Origin of the sequence: Maribacter caenipelagi (genome assembly GCF_004364175.1) — a bacterium.
Lineage (GTDB): Bacteria > Bacteroidota > Bacteroidia > Flavobacteriales > Flavobacteriaceae > Maribacter > Maribacter caenipelagi.
The window spans coordinates 451,353-471,238 of sequence record NZ_SNZW01000011.1; the positions used below are offsets into that span (position 1 = coordinate 451,353).

A 19,886-nucleotide genomic window follows, 5' to 3' on the forward strand; every position below is an offset into this window, starting at 1 on the left:
ATTCATTATAAGTAAGACAAAAGTAAATGAAATAATCCAATTAGGAAATTAATACATCTTAAATCTAATACCGCTTTTAAGGTCTTGCGAGTAAGGGTTATTTACTTTTTTTGTCGTAAGACTTTTTCAAAAGTTGAATATCTGCTAAAATTTTTTCCATATCCTCCTTTTTTGTTCCGTCATAGAAACCTCGAATTCTCTTTTTCTTATCTACCAAAATGAAATTTTCGGTGTGGATCATGTCAAACGGTCCGCCATCGCCATCTGTCTTTACGGCTAAATATGATTTGCGGGCAAGGTCATAGATTTGTTTCTTGTCGCCCGTAACCAAATTCCAGTTGCGATCATCGACTCCTTTTTCTAAGGCATATTTCTTGAGCTGAGCTACAGAATCTATTTCTGGTGTTACCGAGTGCGACAAAAGCATAACATCGCTATCACTGCCAAGCGCTTTTTGTAAATCTGACATATTCTTGGTCATAATCGGGCAAATAGTTGGGCAGGTTGTAAAAAAGAAATCAGCAACGTAAATTTTATTTTTGTAATTATCTTGGGTAATGGTCTCTCCATTTTGGTTGGTCAAAGAAAAATCTGTGATAGTGTGATATTTTCTAACATGTTGAATCTCTTCAGATACCAATTCGGCATTTACCATAGCAGGAGAATAAATTGGTAAAAGCTTTACAGGTTGTAGGGCATTATAAAAAAGATACATGATAACTGCAGAAATAGGCAGTAGTACCAAACCGAATAATTTGAATTTAGCGAAGAAAGAACGCATAAGAATTTTTTACAAAGGTACGCTAGGGCTGTTTATTTTTCAAGTGAATTAACCGTATCAGCTGATAAATTATTCATAAAATACCACTCCCTCAGTGTGTTTCTTTTTTTTAGCGGTTGTAAAAATGTACTTTTGTGCGATTTTAATTTTCAGTAAAGAAGAATGAGCCCTATTATAATAAAGACAATACAATTTTTTTTAAGCCTTTCTATACTTATAGTTCTACACGAGTTAGGGCATTTTATACCAGCAAAATATTTTAAAACCAGAGTGGAGAAATTCTACTTGTTCTTTGATGTGAAGTTTTCGCTTTTCAAAAAGAAAATCGGGGAAACTGAATACGGAATCGGTTGGTTGCCTTTAGGCGGATATGTAAAAATATCTGGAATGATAGATGAGAGCATGGACAAAGAAGCCATGGCAGAAGAACCAAAGGAGTGGGAGTTTAGAAGCAAACCAGCTTGGCAACGTTTAATTATTATGTTAGGCGGTGTTACGGTTAATTTCGTTTTGGCAGTAATCATTTTTATTGGCTTGGCGTATGCTTATGGAGAGCAATATATTGCAAATGATAGTTTAAAAGATGGGGTTTGGATTACAGACACTACTTTGGGTGATGCATTGGGAATAGAAACTGGGGATAAGGTCATTGCTGTTGATGGTAAAGAAATTAAGTCATTAAATAGTATCATGCCAGAAGTTGTATATGGTGAAAAGATCACTTTAGAGCGTGATGGTAATAGAATTGAAAAGGACATTCCTGTAGATTTTATAGAAACGATATCTGATAATAGAGAGAATGCAAGATTCATCAATTATAGAATACCATTTATAATTAGAGAAATTCCTGAAGAATCTCAAAATAAGGATAGTGGATTTAAGACTGGCGATGCAGTTGTTGATATTGCAGGTAATGCTGTTGAATTTCAGGATCAAGTTATTCCAGTGCTTGCTGCCAATAAAGGAAAGAGTGTTCCTGTGGTTGTTATTCGTGATGGGAATAAAGTTACTCTGAATGCAAAAGTATCTGACGAAGGTAAATTTGGTGTTTATGCAGGATTAGGCTCTATGGAGGAATATCAAGAGAAGGGTTATTTTAGAGTAGAAACTTTGAACTACACTTTTCTAGAATCTATCCCAGCCGGATGGAACAAAGGTGTTAAGACCCTTACAGATTACATTAAGGGGATGAAGAAAATCTTTAACCCTGATACTGGAGCCTATAAAGAGGTTGGTGGTTTTGCCGCTATTGGTGGTATGTTCCCAGATACTTGGAACTGGCCGGCCTTTTGGGCAACAACCGCCTTTATATCCATTATTTTAGCATTTATGAACATACTACCTATTCCTGCGTTAGATGGTGGTCATGTGATGTTTTTGCTTTATGAAATGATTACAGGTAGAAAACCAAGCGATAAGTTTTTAGAGTATGCTCAAATCACCGGATTCTTTATTTTGATAGCACTTTTACTGTTCGCAAACGGTAATGATATCTATAAATTGATATTTAAATAAAAAAACTTAATTCTTTGTTTGGCGAGTTTCAAAAAACTACTATATTTGCACCCGCTTTAGGAAACTAAAACGGGTTATTTTCCTCCTTAGCTCAGTTGGTTAGAGCATCTGACTGTTAATCAGAGGGTCCTTGGTTCGAGCCCAAGAGGGGGAGCAGATAAACAAAAACCGTTCAATTATTGAACGGTTTTTTTATGCGTTAAACTCAGCAATCTACTTCTTGAATCCCTGCGACTATTGGCTTACTTGTCAAGTACCTTTATCCTTAATCTATACACGCGCGACCTCCTATATCTCGAAAAAAAGTATTAAAAAGGTGTACAATTCGGTGTACATAAAATTTCACTGGTGTACCATTTTAAAATTAAAAATATCATGTCAATTATAAAGTATTCGCTTCTGTATGTATTGCAGAAGTCACGTTTAAACAAAAGAGGTAAATGTCCGATTAGAGGGAGGATTACACTTGATAGTAAAAGGAAGGAGTTCTCAACAGGACAATTTATATACCCCGAAAACTGGAACACTAGAAAACAACTTGCGATTGGTGATAATGTCGATGTAGAGTTCATAAATAAACAACTAAGCCTTATAAAGCAAAAACTTGATAAGGCTTTTTTAATGCTCGAACTTTCGGAGGTCAACTTTACAATCGACGATTTATTTCGTGCCTACAAGGGTGATGATAATAAGAAGGACCTTGGGGTATTGGAGTACTTCAATTCTTATTTGGAGCGTCGTAAAGAGCTTATTGGTATTGATATTGTCCAGTCAACATGGAATAAATTTTCATATCTAAAAAGCGATCTTAAGAGCTTTGTTGGGGGAAAGTATGGGGGTAGGGATTTTATGTTGTCCCGAGTAGATATCAAGTTCATCAACGACTTTGAACATTATCTGAAAACTAAGAAAAATAAAAAGCAGGTTACCGTTAACAAAAACTTGCAAAGATTCAAATCGGTAGTTAAATCTGCGGTTTCAGAGAACGTTTTGGATAAATATCCATACTCTTTTCACAGATTGAAAAAAGTGAAGACAGAAGTGCTGTATTTGAGTCGTGATGAACTTCAAAAGTTGGAAAAGTACAAATTTGCGCAAACACGATTAGAGCAAGTGAGGGACATGTTTGTGTTTTGTTGTTATACTGGGTTAGGATATCAGGAGATGGCTACACTGAAAAAGGAGAATCTCGTAGAAGCTTTTGATGGCTATATATGGATTAGAATCACGAGGAAGAAAACTAGTACCGTCATTTCCGTACCTCTACTGCCTAAGGCAGAGGAGATTCTTCAAAAATACGAGTATGAGTTACCCGTAATTTCAAATCAAAGGTTCAATTCATACCTAAAAGAGATAGCGGCTATTGTTGGTTTGCAAATAAAGCTAACTCATCATATCGCGAGGAAAACTTTTGCAACAACTATTCTTCTATATAACGATGTTCCCATGGAAGTGGTTTCAGAGTTATTGGGACACTCAAAGTTGTCAATTACACAAGAACATTATGCAAAAGTCGTTCAGCGTAAGATAAGTGAAGAGATGATTATGCTGAAGACGAAACTTAAAAATTAAAAGTATGCAATAAACATGAAACAACTGTGTTGTTTAATTACTAACACAGTTGTTTTTATGAGAAGAACCACAGTATTTCCGTTTGATAACCCTATAGAGTTTAAGGAAATAAATCATGATGATTTTCAAGGATACGAATTTGAAGATGTAGACAAGACTATTGTAGAGCCTAATGAGCAAGGTTATATATCCGATATATTAAAAGAAAAAGTAAACCTTGAGACCAACAATACAACCGTTATTAACGCAGGTGTTGGTCAAGGTAAAACCAAAGCGGTAATAGATTTTATAAAATGGTATTATGAAACAACTAAAAATAATGAAGACAAGTATAAAGTCATAGTTGTTACTCCTTTTAAATCTTTGAATAAAGAATATAGGGATAAGATTCATAAAGCAGTGGGGGAAGATGATTTGTGCTTTGATTACCAAGAATTAAATGCCAAAGTCGATGAAGAACTAGATTACCCAGAATTTTACTCTAAACCAGTGCAGCTCATTTCTGTGATGAGTATTCTAGGAGATCCGGGTACAGTTGCATTTAAGCAAAGTAATATTAAAAGAAAATACTATGAATACTTAATTGATCGGTGTGCGGCAAATAAAGAAAAAGTCATCTTGATTTTTGACGAGTTACATGAATCTTTGGAAAGCTTTACACCGGATCTTATGCCTAATCTTTTGAAGTGGAAAGGAGTTGTTTATAAGGCAATTATAGCTAGTGCAACTTTTACAGAATCTTCCAAAATACCTATAAAGTTTATTGCAGAATTAACAGAAAGAAAGCTTAAGATAATTGAAAGTGAAAGGGTTCAAAGTACCCATAATTTAAGCGAGCTTCATCTTTGTTTTTATAATCAACACACTCTAAATCCTGAGCACCAGTTTTTAAAAGATTTAGTTCAATTGCAATTGGAAACAGCTTCGACAGTTAATATTTTATGTTATTCAAAGAACATTGCAAATGAACTTTATAACGGGTCAATTGGTACAATGCTAAGGGAGCAATATGGTTCAGTAACCTTATGTACTGGTGAAGAAGAGAATACTTTTGACCATGAAAGCTGTAATATAGGTACTCGATTTAAGACTGGAGTTAGTATTGAAAAGGAAAACAGCGCATATTTCGTGGTGTTACCCTTAAAATTTGCTTACACAGGTCAAAACACAGAACATTTGGGGATTTTTACCGACCGAATTAATTCCTTAGTTCAGGGATTGGCTAGACCTAGGAAAAAGTCTAAAATCTTTGTAATAACACCTTCTCCAACAAAATTAATAACTAGGGTAACTGATAAACGTGATTACATTGATCGCCTATCGCTAGGGTATCTAGGATTTCAAGACGAAGATTATCAAAGTAGATATTATAGCCTTAGGCAACAAGAGATGTTTTTAAAAAGACATTATGGTGAAGTTAGAAATACTATTGAAACGCAAATAAATCAAATGGAAGGTTTGTCTGATGATATAAAAACTATTTATTCTTCATTTGATTGGTTTAGATTGAAGGATGGGGATCGGTATCTACATACCCAATTTGATGCCTATGGTAAAAACCTGTCCAATTACCTTTACTGGGCTGCTTGGAACAACCAATTTGTAAATTGTAAGCTTACTAGTATTATTAAAATTAGAACTTTGAAGTTTAATGAAGGTAATATACAATCAGAATTAGATGCATACTTTCCTCTTTCTGTCTTCAATGAAAACACTTTTGCTGAATACCATGATAAACATTTATATCTTCAACTTAGAAATACACTTTTTTCAAATAACCTTTACTATAGGAAGAATGGAGAAGTAGACTTTAACAAAATTGAACCTAAAAGAACTTTAGTTTTTGAACAACAAATCATTCATTTTATCCAACGTAGAAAAACCCCGTACTTATTTGAACCAATTTGTGGTTGTACATATAGTACTAGACTAGGTGAAAAGCCTGTAGATGCATCTGTAAGTAAATCAACATACTTTAGAAGTTCGATAGGTCACTCGGTAAGCTATACAGATGTTTTTGATGCCTTAACGGAAAGTGAAGAGTTGTTGATAACTGCATATAATGGTTTGCTGGAATTTCAAGAAATATTATTAAATAGTTATTCAATTTTACAAGATGATGGCACCTATTTTTTGCCGTTAGATAGTAAAGTTATTCTTGAAAGAATGCACTCCATAAAACTTAAAGCATTATTTACAAATATCAAGGAGCACGATGTAGGTATGGTAGCATTCAATAAAACTAATTTATCTAGTGATAAAGGTGTATATAGCTTGTTAAAGGAAATGTTCTATGAAACCTCTTCAACTACTAAAACTATTGATGGGAAGATAGTGAAATGTTGGAAGGTCAATAGAATTAGAGATATTAATAGCTCGGAATACCCATTAAACCTTGTGCATAATGTGTATGACCCATTTTTACATATGCCTGTTAATCCAGAGAAAAGTACAACGGAAGAAGCAGGTGATGTGCTAGAAGAAGTTAACTTAATAGACATTGACCCGGATATGTTCGTACTTGACTATTATGAAGAAACAAAAGACAATATAAAAAGAGATAAGTTATTTTAATTTTTATCCAAATTTCGATGTAGAACTATATATAGTATAATAGAAGAATTTGGATAATGTCCGTTAGCGGATAGTATCAGATGCAAAGGTTAATTCAGAAATGGATTAACCTTTTTTCATTTTAGAATGAATCTTATCACATAAATATTAATCAATTAAATTTTTTATTATGCAATTAAAACAAAGCAAAAGGCAGAATGTAAAACTACGTTTAGGCATCTCTGGTGCTAGCGGTTTTGGAAAAACGTACAGTGCATTACAATTAGCGTACGGCTTAACTGGAGACTGGACTAAGATAGCCGTCATTGACACCGAAAACTCTTCGGTTTCTCTATATTCAAACCTCGGTACATTTAACGTCCTAGACCTTTATTCTCCTTATAGCCCAGAGCGTTACAATGAAGCAATAGAGACTTGTGAGCGAGCTAAAATGGAAGTCGTAATCATTGATTCCATAACGCACGAATGGAGCGGAACGGGAGGCTGTTTGCAAATTCAAGAGCAACTTGGTGGTAGATTTCAAGATTGGGCTAAGGTAACACCAAGACATCAAGCTTTTATAGATAAAATCCTTTCTGCTAATTGCCATATCATTACTACTACAAGACGAAAAGTAGATTACTCTTTAGATATGGGTAGTAATGGTAGAGCAAAAGTTGTAAAACACGGAACAAAGGAGATTACAAGAGAAGGGTTTGAGTACGAGTTAACCGTCAACTTTGAGATTGTAAATGACCAACACCTTGCAAAGGTATCTAAAGACCGTACTGGACTGTTTACTGGAAAACCCGAATTTGTAATTAATTCTGCAACGGGTAAAAAGTTACTGCAATGGTGTAATATCGAACCTTTATCCCTTAAAGGTATAGATACTAGAATCCAAGAGTGCCTCTCCGTATCTAAGTTGATGGAATTGTATAAACAATACCCCAACTTTCAAAAATCACATCAAGCTCAATTTCAACAAAAGAAAGTAGAGCTAGAGAAACTGTCTAACCCAAATAATTTTAGTAAAAATGGAACTAGTGTCAATACGCAATAAGAACTCGCAAGCAAACGTAAACAATACCAATCAAGCATTGGTATTAGAAGAGGTAAAGGTACCTGATGTCGGCTTGCAGTTTAAGCAAAAACCTTTCATAGAGGCTAACACGCAAGAAGTGTCATTGGAAGAACTGCAACATAATTGCATTATACCTGTATTTTCAAAAGACAATGAAAAGACAATTGCACATCAAGAGTTTATTCATGTAGCCTATAATAGTGTTGCATCAGTTTATTCTGGTCAAGTTATAAATGCACCAGAAATACGTGTTAGTCATCAGATAAAAGGGAGAACCCCCGATGCGATTCACAAGTCTGCAAAAGACTTGTTGGATCACGAACGTACGCAGTATTTTGAGCGTATGGCTTTTATAATACGCATACCTTCAATTGTAGAGACTATAAATGGTAATAAGTTGTCATTAATAGTTGGAGGGGTACGAGCATACAATCATGAAAACCTGTATTCAAAAAAAGGATTTGAAAAGTTTAAGTTCTTTATAGGGTTTCAAAATATGGTGTGCTGTAACATGTGTATCTCTACAGATGGATTTCAGTCGGAAATGAAGGTTTCATCAGTACTTGAACTGCAAGAGAAGATGATGGAACTAATTCAAGGGTATTCCGCATCTAAGCATTTAGAAGAAATGAAAAACTTGTCTAACTATCGTTTAAGCGAGAAGCAGTTTGCACAGTTGGTAGGTAAGGTGAGGCTTTATAACTTTTTACCAAAAGAGGAGAAAGTAGTTTTGCCAGAGCTTCTATTGAATGACAATCACTTTAATGCGATAGCTAAAGACTATTTTGCAGATAAAAGCTTCTGTAAAAATGAAGATGGAAGCATAAACCTATGGAATATTTATAACCTCCTAACAGGGGCCAATAAGAATAGTTATATCAACACTTTTTTAGATAGAAGTGTGAATGCCTTCAGCTTTACTGAAGGTCTCTCAAAGGCAATCAATGGCGATTCTAACTACCGTTGGTTTTTGAGTTGAATGATGGGCTGCCTGTAAAAAGGCGGCCTAAATTCATTAATATCAATGTAGGTAAATCTATGCTTCTGCTAATTGAGAAGCTCTTTCTTTTAAGGTAAAGGAAATAGTTTTTTTAACTAAATCATTTGTGTTTTTAAATGTAGAATTAGACTTAATATTATTGAAGTCTAACGAAAGTAAAAGTTTGCCAAAACATTCATCTGCAAAAGAGTGAGAGATTAATTGTACTCCCTCAAAATTAAAAACAACAAATCCTCCACTTCTAAGAGATTTTTCAATCTCCAAGCGTAATTCATGACCTAAAGCTCTAGTGCCTAGGCTGGATCCAATATTTCCAAAATCTATTTGCATACTCTAAATAAACGAAAAATTTCGCACAAAATTACCAAAGGTCTTCGATATTTCCTAATAAATCCTCATAACGCTCTTCAAAAGAATTTTTTTGAACGTCACTTTTGAATATTTTATCATATGTAACTGCTACATCCGTATTAACTCTGATATAAGTATATGCTCCTTGCCATTTAGTCGTATTGGTAAGCGATTCATTACTGTCTACTTCTAATGTATGATTGCCCGAATGAATAATTAGCTTACCTCCATTCTCTTTAATTAATGTTGCTGTAGCCCATAGACCAAAGCCCATACCGGTACTGTTTGTAACGCCCATATCTATACAGTGCTCAACAGCTTGTGATTCATTAAAGTTCTTGTACTTACTTTGTGGGTGGGATGTTAATGCTTGATGAATACCTTGCCCATTATCAGCTATGATAATTCTAATTTGTTTTTGAGAATGAAAATATTGGCAACTAATAAAACCACTACCATTGTTTAGTGTGCCATCAGATTTTGAATGACGAATTGTGTTATCAATGACTTCCCAAAGACAATAATCTAAAACTATCAACATATCTTTGTTTATTGAATCCTTAAACAAAATTTTCATAATTTCTTTATGGATATCAATTGAATTGCTATTGTCAAAACGTTTAATTTCAGTAAATCGTCCAGAGGCAGTGTGTCTTACATAATTCTCTTGATAAGAAAATCCAATTTGTTCGAAAAAATTTACTCTACTTGCATATTGGACCTGTCCTGAATTATATCTGAAGTCTTGAAAATTACCTGTTACTGTTATTCCTCTATTTCTTAAATGATTTACGGTACTACCTATCAAAACCAAATGGTCAGAGTATAGCATTGAGTACGTATTAAGGTTTATGGTAAAATGAACAGTATCGTTAGTTATTGCATTAAATGAACTGGACAACGCATCTACTATTTGAGCGTGACCAGAAATATTTCTAAAATCTATTGTGATTGGAAAATGTGCCAAAATGAATGCTCTTTTTTAATTCCAGAAATCTGCTAAAAGTTCAGCTTGTTTTAAAACGGTATCAGTTGCCAATTTTTGCTGGTCTGGTGGGTAACCGAATTTTCTAAGTGCACGTTTTACCATTACTTTTAATTTTGCTTTTACACTTTCTTTTATTGTCCAGTCTATAGTTGCATTACTTTTAACTGTTTCTACCAAGTATATAGCAAGCTCTCTTAATATCTTATCTCCTAATACGTCTTTTGCACTTTGATTTTGAGAAATAGCATCATAGAATGCTAATTCGTATTCAGATAAACCTAAATTATCACCACGTTTGTCGGCATCTTTAATTTGCTTTGCTAAATCTATAAGCTCTTGAATAACCTCAGCAGCTGTAAGTACTTTGTTTTGATATTTTTTTATTGAATTTTCAAGCATTTCCATAAGTGATTTGCTTTGTATCAAGTTTGTTTTGCTTCTTGATTTTATTTCTTCATTTAGCAATTTTTTTAAGGTTTCTAATGCTACATTTTGATGCTCCATACCTTTAATTTCCATCAAAAACTCTTCTGATAAAATAGATATATCTGGTTTTTTAATACCAGCTGCATCAAATACATCTATTACTTTATCTGATATTAATGCTTCATCAATCACCTGACGTATGGCAGTTTCTAAATCTTCATCTGTTCTGCCAATACCTGTTGTGTCAAATTTTGATAATCTTGCTTTAACTGCTTGGAAAAATGATACTTCATCTTTCACATCCATAGCTTCATCGTGAGGTACAGCTATTGCGAATGCTTTAGATAATGCAGTTACTTCATTAATGAACCTCTTCTTACCATCTTCTAAGCTCAAAATATGTTCTTCTGCTATAAGAATTATCTTCAATTTTGTTTTAGTATCAGCAGTAAAATATTCCTCATAAAGCAAACCTCTATCTTTACCGATGTAAGGTGCAGAAGGTTCATTTACTAAATTTTGTAATGCCTTAGAATAACCTCTTTCAGGTTTTTCTAAAAACATTTGAGATACTATCTCTATTTTCTCTAATATTAAAGAAACCGCTTGTTCTTGCGCAATTGTTGGGTCTCCTTTACCACCACTATCACTATAAAATGCTAATGCTTTTTTAAGGTCTGATGCAATGCCTAAATAATCCACTACTAATCCACCGGGCTTATCTTTATAAACCCTATTTACCCTTGCTATTGCTTGCATTAGATTATGCCCCTTCATGGGCTTATCTATATATAACGTATGCATTGAAGGCGCATCAAAACCTGTTAACCACATATCCCTAACAATAACTAGTTTTAGTTCGTCATTAGGGTCTTTCATACGTTCTGCTAAAGCTCTTCTTTGTTCTTTAGTAGTATGGTGTTTTGCCATTTTTGGTCCATCAGAAGATACGGCAGTCATTACTACTTTTATTACTCCTTTATCTAAATCTTTGTGATGCCAATCTGGTCTAATACTAATGATTTGATGGTATAATTCTGCCGCAATTCTTCGTGACATTCCAACAATCATTCCTTTACCTTCAAAAACATTTTGCCTTGCAATAAAGTGAGAAACAATATCTTGAGCTATGTTTCCAATTCTATTCTCACTACCTATTAAGGCTTCTAACTGTGTCCACTTAGCTTTAGCTTTTTGGGTTTCACTAAGTTCTTCATTTGCTAAATCTTCATCTAATTGCTCTACTAACTTTTTCCCTTCTTCACTTAGATTTACTTTAGCTAATCTACTTTCATAATAAATACGAACTGTAGCACCATCATCTACTGCTTGCGCTATATCATAAATATCTACATAACTACCAAAAACAGCTGGTGTATTAACATCTGTACCTTCAATTGGTGTACCTGTAAAACCTAAATAAGTTGCACTTGGTAAAGCATCACGCATATACTTTGCAAAACCATATACAATACGTTTACCAATTACATTACCATCTTCATCTTTATCATCTACTGTTTTAGCCTTAAAACCATATTGTGTTCTATGTGCTTCATCCGCAATAACAATTACATTTTTTCTATCTGTTAAGGTTTCATATATATTACCTTCTTCTGGTTGAAATTTTTGTATTGTAGTAAAAATTACACCACCTGAAGCTACTTTTAATAATTCTTTTATATGTTGTCTATCTGTAGCTTGTACTGGTTTTTGTCTTAATAATTGCGTTGCAGAAGCAAAGGTGTCAAATAATTGATCGTCTAAATCATTTCTATCTGTAATTACTAATACTGTTGGGTTATTAAGTGCTTGCACAATTTTACCTGTATAGAAAACCATTGATAAAGATTTACCAGAACCTTGTGTATGCCATACCACACCACCTTTTCTGTCACCATCTACTGCAGCAGCTATTTTACTACTTTCTACTGCTTTATTAACTGCATAATATTGATGATAAGCTGCTACCTTTTTAACCGTATCAATAGTTGTAATACCTGTTTTAAAATCTTCTTTTTTAGATTTTTCAAATACTATGAAATACCTAATAATATCTATTAATGTTTTTTTGTTTAGTTGTCCTTGTGCTAACACTTCTATTTCAGAATCTAAATGAGAAGCTAACGTTTCACCATCTTTTGTTTTCCAACTCATAAAACGTGAAAAACCTGCTGATAATGAACCTGATTTTGCTTCTAAACCATCTGAAATAACACACAAACTATTATAAGTAAATAGACTTGGAATGGTCGCTTTATAGGTTTGTAATTGTTTGAAAGCTGATTTTACAGTCGCATTTTCATCTACTGCATTTTTTAATTCTATCACTACCAATGGTAAACCATTAATAAACAGAATAACATCTGGTCTTTTTGTGTGATTATCTTCTATTACTGTAAATTGATTAGCAACTACAAATTCATTATTCTCTGCATTATCAAAATCTACCAACCACACTAAATCACCACGAGAAACTCCATCTTTTCTATATGATACTTTTACACCCTCTGTAAGCATTCTATGAAACGCTTCATTATTTACTAAAAGGTCTGGTGAGCTGATACGTAAAACTTGGTTAAAAGCATCTTGTCTCGCTACTTCGGGAATTAAAGGGTTTAGTTGTAGTATGGCTTCTTTTAAACGATTATGTAATACAACATCTGCATAACTTTCTCTTTCTGGAAATTCGCCATCATGTGCTATTTCTGGACCATACACATAGTTGTAGCCTAAAGCCTTTAACTCTTCTATTAATAATTGCTCTATGTCGTCTTCAAAAAGTTTTGTCATTATATGTTGTAATGCGCTTTGATGATATTAATAAGCTGGTTATGATTATCCCTTAACTCCGTAACTGTCCATTGTGGTTTTTGCATAACCCTTATTGAATTAGGAAAAGTCTCGATGCTATTTGTAAAATACTTTGCTTTTTTATCACTAAAATCTAATCTACCTTGACCAGAGTTTTTACGTCTGCTAATTAGCACAAGATTACCTAATTTATGCGTCCATTCTTCTTGTTCTTCAGGTGTGAAATCGTTATTCCATTGACTATCGTCTTTTGGTGTTTGTGGTAGTACGTGTTCTACTGTCATTTGACCATAAGAGTTTCTTCTTTCTGAATATAAAGGTGCATCTAATAAGAAATCAATTTTACGCAGTATATAACGTGCAAAACGCCTTCCGTAGATAGTACTATGTTCTAATTGATTTATAAACTCTATGGTATTGAATTTAAATACGGTTGAACTAAAAAGTAGATATATTTTAGTTTCAACCTCTTCTTCAAGAGCTGCAACTTCTTCTATTTTTTTAAGAACTGTATTCATTGCTTCAATTCTGGTAGTAGGTGTTTCTCTTGCAATCCAATCACCAGAAAACTTATTGTCTAATAACTTTAAAAACTCATAGATTTTTACGTCTCCAAAATGCTTGCGATATACCAAAAGAGAAGGAATCCAAATATCTGACAATGCAGTGTCTTGCATTACACTTATCAAATTATCAAACGCCCAATTATTTGTATTTGAATAATTACTGCCGTCAAATACTTTATCAAAATGACCTTTGTAGCTTTCTATTAAATCAAAGGTTGCATCACCTTTTGTAAGTAATGGTGTGGTCCGCTCATATTTCTTTGTACTTTGATTATATACTTTGGGTGCATAGATGCTATCTTCAAACTCTTTAAGTAAATTATAGCGTGCTTTTTCTTTTACCAAAATAGTACGTATGTAGGATAAAAACTGATCGAAATCCTCACCTAATTCTCCTTCTAACTCTTCCCAAAACTTAGCGTATTCTGCCTGTTTTGAAGAGGTGCTTACTTCTTTGAGGTTATGCGCTTTTAATATGTCACTATTTCTTAACTTAATACCCCTATCATTTAATACGGTAAATAGTCTAAACGCATCTTCTAACTCGCCACTTGCTACATAGACTAAAACTACGTTTTTACGCAAGTAAGGGAAAATTGTATCTACATCTTCATTACTATCATTTGCCAGCCATTTTTGCATTATCAAAATGGCATTAGACATATTACGTATAGATACGTCTTTTGAGGAAGCAGTAAGTTTTTTTAAATCTTCCGTTTGTAAGGTAGCGTCTTTTGGTTTGATATATTTATCTACAAATTTTGCTACTTCAGAACGTATTGCAAATTCTACACGCATACGTTCTGGAATACCGTCATCTGGATTACCTTGTTGAAAAATAACTTTTTCACAAGACCCTTTTCGTGAATTATTATTTGTTTTATCTCTAATGACTGCGTGCAATAAGTATAACGTGGTTAGACGTTGTTGTCCATCTAATACAGCATTTTCTATATAAGCCGTTTCATCGTGTTCTTTGTCTTGGCAATGCAGTACTAACGAGCCTAAAAAATATTGACTCTTGGGTGTATTTACTGCTGCGTGTGCAATATCATCTAAGAGTGTAGATATTTGGTCTTCACCCCAAACATAGGGTCTTTGGTAATCTGGTATGTTAAACCACATATCTTCTGCAAAGACTTCTTTTATTGCTATTTTATTTGTGGTAATTTGTTTTCCTGCTACTTCTATTGCCATTTTATGTATATTATATCTGCACTCTTATTTCACCACTCATTAATTTAGGTAAAAGCGTATCTCTTAATTTTTCAACTTGTTTAATCTGTTTGTTGTTTGCTATAATTTTATCGATTAGCGGTGTAAATGTTTTACTCATTTTCGCTAATTCTGCAGGTGGTGGAATTACTACCATTGCATCGTCTAAATCTCCTCTTTTTATATGCCCCATTGTTGTAGCGTGTGCTTTAGCTATTGCAATAAACATATCTAAATGATACTTACTCCATAAATAATAAAACCATTTAGGGAAACGCTCTGAGGTTACTTTAAATAAATGTTGATTTAGAATACAATCTTCTCCATCCCATATTTTAACAACTAATGAAGCTGACCAAGAGAATATAACGTCACCATTTTGTACAAGGTATTTTTCATTTACGTCTGTACTTGCGAAATCGCTGCTTTCTGATAGACCAGACTTTAAATCTTTAATTTTTAGAACAGGTAGTTTATCTATTTCATTTTTTGGCGGAAATTTTTGACAAGCTAAACCATTTAGAAAAGTTGCTATTGAACTTAAAGATTCTTCTTCCCATTCTTCATTTACTTCTTCAACCAACCATTGTCTGAATAATGCTTTTGATAAGCCTTCTAATGTTTTATTTTGCCTGTAAAGTAAGTCTATTTTATTATCTAAACCACTAAGTACATTGGCTATAGCTTTTTGTTCTGGCAAAGATGGAAGGTTTACAGCTAAATTGAGGATGTTAGTTTTTGAAATATTTGCTTGATTCGCACTACCAGAAGATTGATTTGCTAAATATTTGTGAGTTGTATCGTCTTTGAAAAAGTAATACGTGAAATCTTCATCAATATTTTCTGAGCATACTATTTTACCAACCCTTTGATTTAATAAACTATTTGTATTTAATCTATATCTTGAAACATCACCAACCACTTGTGACTTAGCTTGTGGATGATTACCAGTCATTGCTATTAGGGTGTCATTTTTTGTAATTAAAAATTTTTCTAACTTATCATTATACAAATGATATTGAACTCCATTAAGATGTACATCACCATTTGCTACATTCTTTATTTTTAAAACAGATAAAGAGTTCTCTACTTGGTTTTCTAAAAAATCTTTTGACTTGAAAGCATAACCGCTAATCAAATCAATATAATCACCAATAATTACTTCATCCCATTCATTTTCATTTTCTAATTTTTCTAAATTATCGCTACTATTATATAAATTAATACCAACTCTGTTTATGTGTTCTATTAAATCTTTATTCTCTATTTTATGAAAAATAGATAGATCCATTTTATAAGGCAGTAATAAATCGTCTAAATCTGTTTCAATAGAAAATTGCTGAGATAATTTAAGTGTTTTACCTACTAAGGTTATATCTATATCTGAGTGTGGCTTATAATTACCTTTAGCTCTTGAGCCATATAATATCGCTTTTTCAACCTCTGGATATTTACTAAAAACCGAGTTTATTTTATCTATGTCTCCTTGTTCTAATCCGTACATTATTCTTCTTCAAAAAGTTTTTCTTGCTCACCACTTCTTTTTTCTTCCATTGTGGTTAAAAATGCTTTAAAAACATAGTGATAATCATTAATAACTAAATTAAATATTTCATCAGCTGTTTCTTCATTATAAGTATGAGATGTTTTATTTCTACTTATAATCATTTCCATCCATATTTTACCGTTAGGAATTAAACCTATTTTAAAAGCCTCTCTAACCGCATCACGAGAGCCTCCAACATTAGTGTTACCTTGAAATTCCGCATAATCCTTCATTACGTTCCAAGCTATTTCGTGCGTGTACTCAAATCGTTTTATCACCCCTTCTTTTATAATGTCATCCAAAAATTCATCATCATCAATATTACCATCTTCATCTACTGCATAATCTTCTTTGATTTTTGTAACTGCTTGATCTAACTTGTTAAATGCTTTTACATAATTAGAAAAGCGTTGTTCCCATCTTATATCTTCTTTACTCATTGTTTATTACGATTTTAGAAAGGTTATCTTTAATAGCTTTATTAAGCGCATCTTCTTCTTTTAGTTGTGTCTCGAATGTTGCTTTTAAACTTGTAAAACGTTCTGCAAAATCAAAATCATCTTCTTCATCTGGTAACCCAACATAACGCCCTGGTGTTAATACACAATCGAGTTCTTTTACTCGTTCTATACTTTCTGCTTTACAGAAACCTGCAACATCCTCATAATTACCTTCTGTATTTCTCCAATTATGGTAAGTATCTGCAATGAGGTTAATATCATCTTCTGATAATTCTCTTGTTCTACGGTTTATTAAATGCCCTAAATTACGTGCATCTATAAATAGTATTTCATTTTTACGATTTCTGAATTTACCATTGGTACGATTGCGACTAATAAACCATAAACAAGCAGGTATTTGAGTGTTTAAAAAGAGTTTTGCAGGTAGGTTTACAATACAATCTATTAAACCAGCTTCTACTAAGTTTTTACGTATTACATCTTCACCAGAAGTTTTAGTAGTTAAAGCACCTTTAGACAATACAAAACCTGCTTGTCCGCTTGGTGATAAGTGATACAAGAAATGTTGAATCCAACCGTAGTTTGCATTTCCTTCTGGTGGCACACCGTATTGCCATCTTCCATCTTTTCTTAATAAATTACCACTCCAATCATCATCATTAAATGGTGGGTTTGCGATTATGTAATCTACCTTTATGTCTTTGTGCTCGTCTTTTAAAAATGAGCCTTCATTATTCCACTTTACCTGTGAACTATCTATACCACGAATAGCTAAATTCATTTTAGCTAAACGCCAAGTTGTTTGATTGCTTTCTTGTCCATACACAGAAATATCACTTACATTTCCTTGATGCTCTACTACAAATTTTTCACTCTGTACAAACATACCTCCACTACCACAACAAGGGTCCATTACACGACCTTTGTATGGCTCTAACATATTTACCATTAATTCTACCACACTTCTTGGCGTATAGAACTGTCCTCCTTTTTTACCTTCTGCTAATGCAAATTCACCTAAGAAATACTCGAATACGTGCCCTAATACATCTGCACTTCTATCTTTTACATCACCAAATGCAATATTACCAATCATATCTACTAATGTTCCTAAATTGGTAGTATCAAGGTTTTCTTTTGCATATACTTTTGGAAGCACACCTTTAAGTCTTGGGTTTTCTTTTTCGATAGCATCCATTGCTGCATCTATGTACTTTCCTATTTCAGCATTTTTTGCATTGTCTTGAAGAAAACTCCAACGAGCTTTAGTAGGTACAAAGAATACATTTTCTCCTTTATACTCATCCTTATCCTCTGGGTCTGCACCTTCAAATTCTCCTTTTCCTTCTTCTAATTTTGCATATAGGCTTTCAAAAGCTTCTGAGATATATCTCAGGAATATTAAACCTAACACTACGTGTTTATATTCGGCTGCATCGATATTCTTTCTGAGCTTATTTGCTGTTGCCCAAAGTATCTTTTCTAAAGGCTCTTCTTTTTTTGTTTTGGTCTTTGCCATTAATTGATAAATTATATTGTTGTTTTTAGTAACTCTTTTGGGTTAACATTTAGAATACTTGCTACTTCATAAAGTACTTCTAAGCTTGGCTGGTTTCGGTTTTGTACATAACCATTTACAGTATTAAAGCTCTTACCGAGCTTATCGGCTAGCCATACTTGTTTAATACCTTTTTCTTCTAAGACCTCTTTTATCCGATTCATTTGTATTAAAATTTTAGGGGAAGGTTTAAAGATATGTATTTCACTATTAATATCACGAAATACGTTATGTTTTTATAAATATTTATTAGTAGTTTCTTTCAAATTTTTTATAAAAAAAATTTCCAACCTCGATTATTTTTACACAAACTACCCCCTCGCAAGACCCGCACCCAAGTTAAGGTTGGGAAACACCCCGCCCCCTTTTAAGATTAATAGCTTTTTTCACGGACAGAAATAAATTGCTCAAGGTGATAGCTGAGGTTATTTTGCTGGATGAATCTATGGTCTTGTAGGGAAGTATTCAATTCAAAAAATTAAAAACAATGGTTAGAATTATTGGTTACAAGGAAAGAGAGAACGAGGAGGGAACTCCTTTCTTTTTATTAGAATTGCAAGGAGGTATAGAAATGGTATTAAGCCAAATTACCAACAGGTATTATGCTACCGCAAAGAGAGCTTTCATTTCATCTACTTTTGATGAAGCTACCTGCCATGCATTAACAGGAACAGAAATGCCGGGTAGAATTGTAAAGGAAGAATGTGAACCATACCAGTACGTTATTAAAGAAACTGGAGAGGAAATTACATTGGCGCATAGGTGGGCATACTTACCAGAAGATGCACCAGAACCAAAGAAGATTGAAAAGTCTCCTACAGAGCAATTAGAGGCTGAGATAAGTACCTTTAGTACTAATGGAGTACATGAATTAGTTTAACTGCAAAGTCACTGCCATAAGTTAATGGTGGTGACTTTTTATTTTTTTCTATTATGAATATATCGGAGATAAAGGTTTCTTACAGACCAAAAAAAGTAAGTGTGGTTAGCTACAACAACAGTAGTATGTTATATAAAATGGTACGTGCCAATTGGAATGCAGATACCATTGAACTGCAAGAAGAAGTAAAAGTTATTCTTCTAAATAGAAACAACCAACTGTTAGGTGTTTATGAACTAGCCAAAGGAGGAGTTTCTGGTGCATTTGTAGATGTGAAATTACTATTGAGTGTTGCGCTGAAATGTGTGGCATCTAATATTGTACTTGTACATAACCATCCTAGCGGTAACTTAAAACCAAGTAAAGCAGATATTACGTTGACTGACAAGATAAAAAATGCATCTAAACAAGTAGATATGGTACTGTTGGACCATTTAATTGTTACCAAAGATGACTACTATAGTTTTGCAGATAACTGTCAACTTTAATTTTTCACGAAAGCGTGCGGTAACGTTTAACATCTATATTTATAGGTAAATCTAAGCCTGAACTAATTTACAGATAGGTATTAATAGCGTA

General features: G+C 33.4%; 16 protein-coding genes and 1 tRNA gene. 8 read left to right on the top strand and 9 right to left on the bottom strand.

The features are described from left to right. Positions 1 to 97: 97 nt before the first annotated feature. On the bottom strand, positions 98 to 781 hold the full coding sequence (locus tag DFQ03_RS02760; RefSeq protein WP_133671496.1) for an SCO family protein: 684 nt from the start codon (positions 779 to 781) through the stop codon (positions 98 to 100). A gap of 162 nt (positions 782 to 943) precedes the next feature. Between DFQ03_RS02760 and rseP the strand changes: the two genes are divergently transcribed. From rseP to DFQ03_RS02790, 6 genes are all read left to right on the top strand, one after another. Further along, complete coding sequence (gene rseP / locus DFQ03_RS02765; RefSeq protein ID WP_133671497.1) at positions 944 to 2,296, top strand: RIP metalloprotease RseP; 1,353 nt, start codon at positions 944 to 946, stop codon at positions 2,294 to 2,296. 80 nt (positions 2,297 to 2,376) lie between these two features. After that, positions 2,377 to 2,450 (top strand) — tRNA-Asn (locus DFQ03_RS02770). A gap of 221 nt (positions 2,451 to 2,671) precedes the next feature. Further along, positions 2,672 to 3,868: a site-specific integrase gene (locus tag DFQ03_RS02775; RefSeq protein WP_133671498.1), complete on the top strand. Its 1,197-nt coding sequence runs from the start codon at positions 2,672 to 2,674 to the stop codon at positions 3,866 to 3,868. 57 nt (positions 3,869 to 3,925) lie between these two features. Next, complete coding sequence (locus DFQ03_RS02780) at positions 3,926 to 6,442, top strand: DEAD/DEAH box helicase (protein WP_166637425.1); 2,517 nt, start codon at positions 3,926 to 3,928, stop codon at positions 6,440 to 6,442. Positions 6,443 to 6,611: 169 nt separating this feature from the next. After that, positions 6,612 to 7,484 (top strand): AAA family ATPase, encoded by an 873-nt coding sequence (locus DFQ03_RS02785; RefSeq protein WP_133671500.1) that lies wholly within the window; start codon positions 6,612 to 6,614, stop codon positions 7,482 to 7,484. Further along, a complete protein-coding gene (locus DFQ03_RS02790; RefSeq protein WP_133671501.1) occupies positions 7,459 to 8,484 on the top strand; it encodes a DUF3871 family protein in 1,026 nt (341 codons plus the stop codon). The genes DFQ03_RS02785 and DFQ03_RS02790 overlap by 26 nt, the downstream gene beginning before the upstream one ends. 57 nt (positions 8,485 to 8,541) lie before the next feature. On the opposite strand, the gene DFQ03_RS02795 is transcribed toward DFQ03_RS02790, so the two are convergent. Genes DFQ03_RS02795 through DFQ03_RS02830 form a run of 8 tightly spaced genes read right to left on the bottom strand, consistent with a single transcriptional unit; the run spans position 8,542 to position 18,591 of the window. After that, a complete protein-coding gene (locus tag DFQ03_RS02795; protein WP_133671502.1) occupies positions 8,542 to 8,835 on the bottom strand; it encodes an STAS-like domain-containing protein in 294 nt (97 codons plus the stop codon). A 31-nt stretch (positions 8,836 to 8,866) separates the two neighbouring features. Continuing rightward, entirely contained in the window at positions 8,867 to 9,823 is a 957-nt protein-coding gene (locus DFQ03_RS02800; protein ID WP_133671503.1) for an ATP-binding protein, read from the bottom strand. Positions 9,824 to 9,838: 15 nt separating this feature from the next. Further along, positions 9,839 to 13,060 carry a type I restriction endonuclease subunit R gene (locus tag DFQ03_RS02805; protein ID WP_133671504.1) on the bottom strand — a complete coding sequence of 1,074 codons (3,222 nt, stop codon included), beginning with the start codon at positions 13,058 to 13,060 and terminating at the stop codon, positions 9,839 to 9,841. Further along, entirely contained in the window at positions 13,060 to 14,844 is a 1,785-nt protein-coding gene (locus tag DFQ03_RS02810) for a DUF262 domain-containing protein (RefSeq protein WP_133671505.1), read from the bottom strand. Before DFQ03_RS02810 ends, DFQ03_RS02805 begins: the two co-directional genes overlap by 1 nt. 10 nt (positions 14,845 to 14,854) lie before the next feature. After that, the gene (locus tag DFQ03_RS02815; RefSeq protein WP_133671506.1) at positions 14,855 to 16,366 is read right to left on the bottom strand and encodes a restriction endonuclease subunit S; all 1,512 of its coding nucleotides are present in this window, start codon (positions 16,364 to 16,366) and stop codon (positions 14,855 to 14,857) included. After that, a complete protein-coding gene (locus DFQ03_RS02820; RefSeq protein ID WP_133671507.1) occupies positions 16,366 to 16,848 on the bottom strand; it encodes a nucleotidyltransferase substrate binding protein in 483 nt (160 codons plus the stop codon). Before DFQ03_RS02820 ends, DFQ03_RS02815 begins: the two co-directional genes overlap by 1 nt. Further along, on the bottom strand, positions 16,841 to 18,388 hold the full coding sequence (locus tag DFQ03_RS02825) for a type I restriction-modification system subunit M (protein ID WP_133671508.1): 1,548 nt from the start codon (positions 18,386 to 18,388) through the stop codon (positions 16,841 to 16,843). The genes DFQ03_RS02820 and DFQ03_RS02825 overlap by 8 nt, the downstream gene beginning before the upstream one ends. Positions 18,389 to 18,399: 11 nt before the next feature. Further along, positions 18,400 to 18,591, bottom strand: coding sequence for a helix-turn-helix domain-containing protein (locus DFQ03_RS02830; protein WP_208295881.1), 192 nt, complete (start codon positions 18,589 to 18,591; stop codon positions 18,400 to 18,402). 323 nt (positions 18,592 to 18,914) lie between these two features. Between DFQ03_RS02830 and DFQ03_RS02835 the strand changes: the two genes are divergently transcribed. Together DFQ03_RS02835 and DFQ03_RS02840 are read left to right on the top strand one after the other, a co-directional pair. Beyond that, on the top strand, positions 18,915 to 19,307 hold the full coding sequence (locus tag DFQ03_RS02835; RefSeq protein ID WP_133671510.1) for a hypothetical protein: 393 nt from the start codon (positions 18,915 to 18,917) through the stop codon (positions 19,305 to 19,307). 53 nt (positions 19,308 to 19,360) lie between these two features. Then, positions 19,361 to 19,795 (top strand): JAB domain-containing protein, encoded by a 435-nt coding sequence (locus tag DFQ03_RS02840; protein WP_133671511.1) that lies wholly within the window; start codon positions 19,361 to 19,363, stop codon positions 19,793 to 19,795. Positions 19,796 to 19,886: the final 91 nt, after the last annotated feature.

Bases quoted from the DNA above. Each gene is read 5' to 3' on its own strand.
- DFQ03_RS02760 (WP_133671496.1), bottom strand. From the start codon at position 781: ATGCGTTCTTTCTTCGCTAAATTCAAATTATTCGGTTTGGTACTACTG.
- rseP (WP_133671497.1), top strand. From the start codon at position 944: ATGAGCCCTATTATAATAAAGACAATACAATTTTTTTTAAGCCTTTCT.
- DFQ03_RS02775 (WP_133671498.1), top strand. From the start codon at position 2,672: ATGTCAATTATAAAGTATTCGCTTCTGTATGTATTGCAGAAGTCACGT.
- DFQ03_RS02780 (WP_166637425.1), top strand. From the start codon at position 3,926: ATGAGAAGAACCACAGTATTTCCGTTTGATAACCCTATAGAGTTTAAG.
- DFQ03_RS02785 (WP_133671500.1), top strand. From the start codon at position 6,612: ATGCAATTAAAACAAAGCAAAAGGCAGAATGTAAAACTACGTTTAGGC.
- DFQ03_RS02790 (WP_133671501.1), top strand. From the start codon at position 7,459: ATGGAACTAGTGTCAATACGCAATAAGAACTCGCAAGCAAACGTAAAC.
- DFQ03_RS02795 (WP_133671502.1), bottom strand. From the start codon at position 8,835: ATGCAAATAGATTTTGGAAATATTGGATCCAGCCTAGGCACTAGAGCT.
- DFQ03_RS02805 (WP_133671504.1), bottom strand. From the start codon at position 13,060: ATGACAAAACTTTTTGAAGACGACATAGAGCAATTATTAATAGAAGAG.
- DFQ03_RS02810 (WP_133671505.1), bottom strand. From the start codon at position 14,844: ATGGCAATAGAAGTAGCAGGAAAACAAATTACCACAAATAAAATAGCA.
- DFQ03_RS02815 (WP_133671506.1), bottom strand. From the start codon at position 16,366: ATGTACGGATTAGAACAAGGAGACATAGATAAAATAAACTCGGTTTTT.
- DFQ03_RS02820 (WP_133671507.1), bottom strand. From the start codon at position 16,848: ATGAGTAAAGAAGATATAAGATGGGAACAACGCTTTTCTAATTATGTA.
- DFQ03_RS02825 (WP_133671508.1), bottom strand. From the start codon at position 18,388: ATGGCAAAGACCAAAACAAAAAAAGAAGAGCCTTTAGAAAAGATACTT.
- DFQ03_RS02830 (WP_208295881.1), bottom strand. From the start codon at position 18,591: ATGAATCGGATAAAAGAGGTCTTAGAAGAAAAAGGTATTAAACAAGTA.
- DFQ03_RS02835 (WP_133671510.1), top strand. From the start codon at position 18,915: ATGGTTAGAATTATTGGTTACAAGGAAAGAGAGAACGAGGAGGGAACT.
- DFQ03_RS02840 (WP_133671511.1), top strand. From the start codon at position 19,361: ATGAATATATCGGAGATAAAGGTTTCTTACAGACCAAAAAAAGTAAGT.